Origin of the sequence: Candidatus Desulfatibia sp. (genome assembly GCF_036446775.1) — a bacterium.
In the GTDB taxonomy this organism is placed as follows: Bacteria; Desulfobacterota; Desulfobacteria; order Desulfobacterales; family UBA11574; genus Desulfatibia_A.
On the sequence record NZ_JAZFTO010000181.1, the window covers coordinates 1 to 2,011 of the forward strand.

Below are 2,011 nucleotides of genomic sequence, written 5' to 3' on the forward strand. Positions count from 1 at the left end.
TCAGGCCGGTTATGAAGAGGCTTTTAAACTGCAGAGAGAAGTCTACAAGCTTGCGCGGCAGCACGGCTGGCCCCTGATGCAAACCTTGTCACTGAACACTTCGGGTTTGATATGGTGGACCTTGGGCAACAACCGCAAAGCTTTGGAGGAGCTTGAAAAAGCCCTGTCTTACGGCCGCAATCTTATGGTTCCGGATGATGAGATAGCCAACATACTCCATAACACCGGGCTTGTGTATCGAGAAATGGGGCGATACACCGAGGCACTGGAGGCACTCGATAAGGCCCTTCAGATAGATACCAGGCTCAAATCCCGCTGGGCCGTTGCCTACGATCTGCGCAACATAGCACTCACATATTTAAAAATGGGGCAACCTGACAAGTCTGTGCCGCTGTTTGAAAAAGCTGCGGCTGAAGCTAAGTCTATCGGCAACCGTATTAATGAGGCTAAAGCTCTATTAGGTTTAGGGGGTGCCCTTTTTGCTTCTAAACATACTAATAAGGCTGAAAAAGTTTATAACGACGCCTTAACCCTTTCAAGGTCAATGGCGCTGCGTGAGACCGAGTGGAGATCGTTATACGGCCTGGCTAAATTGCGACTGGCTGAGAAGCAAAGACAAGCGGCGGCAGCATTATTGTTTGAGGCTGTAAAGATTATTGAGAAAGTACGTGCTGATATTAAAATTGACCAGCTAAAGGAAAGTTTTATTGATAATAAGCTTGCCGTATACGAAACCCTGGTGCGCCTGCTGGCCGATATGGGAAAGATAAAAGAATCATTTGAGATGGCCGAACGGTCCCGGGCCAGAAACTTTATAGATCTTTTAGGCAACCAGCGGCTTTCTCTGGGAACAACAATTGCCCAGCAGCTCTACGACCGCCAGATATTGATAAAGTCAAAAATCCAGGAGCATGAAGCCCTGCTGGCACAATCCACGGAAGCAGCCGACCGTGATATGTATAAGGAGGCCCTTAAGCAGCTAAACAGCGATTACAATGACTTAATGCTGGATATTCAGGCGGCAAATCCGCAGCTGAGTTCAATGGTAAGCGTTGAACCGCTTAAGGCCGATAAACTTATTGACACACTTGAAAAAGATGTAGCCCTGCTGGCTTACTATGTTCTGCCTGATGAAATTTTTTGCTGGGTAATCAGACCTCAGGGGATTAAGCTCACAAGAACTCCGCTTGGAAGGGACACCCTGGGTCAGACCATTCTTGAATTCCGTAGAATGATCCAAAATATAGAACCATTAGAGAAGCAGTCTCGCCAATTATTTGACTGGCTTCTGGCGCCGGTGACAAGTGATCTTAATGGCGTCAAGATCCTGGGAATCATTCCCCACGGATCTTTGCATTACCTTTCATTTGCTACGCTGTCAGATGAAAGCAGTTATCTTATTGACCAATATTCATTGTTTTATCTGCCCAGCGCCAGTGTATTGGGTTATACCATGGGCAAAAGAATCCATGAAAAGAAGCTTAGCGTTCTTGCGATTGGCAATCCTGATTTGGGAGACCCGGCCTTTGAGCTTCCCTTTGCGGAACATGAGGTGGCATCAATTAAATGGAATTTCCCGCAAATAACTTCTTTGACCAAGGAGAGAGCCACTGAAAGCTGGGTGGTTAACAACATTGAAAAATTCGGCATCATTCATATGGCTTCACACGGTGAATTTAATCCTGTGAATCCGCTTTTTTCATCCATAAAATTAGCAAAGAGCCCGGAGGCCGACGGCAACCTGGAAGCGGCTGAGATTTTCGGCCTTAAAATTAAGGCCGACGTGGTGGTTTTGAGCGCCTGCCAGACCGGGCTGGGCAAGGTGACCAGCGGGGATGATGTGATCGGACTGAACCGGGCTTTTTTCTACGCCGGCACTCATACGATTGTGTCGAGCCTGTGGCGGGTAAGCGATATAGCGACGGCCGTTTTAATCAAGCAGTTTTATCGCCAGTATGTCAATCATAGCAAGGCCGACAGTTTGAGAATGGCCATTTTGCACGTCAAGCAA

1 protein-coding gene is annotated in these 2,011 nt (G+C 47.4%); it reads left to right on the top strand.

Annotated features, from left to right (window positions below; genetic code table 11):
- A partial coding sequence (locus tag V3S16_RS08840; RefSeq protein WP_413884317.1) for a CHAT domain-containing protein occupies positions 1-2,011 on the top strand: 2,011 nt, incomplete at both ends.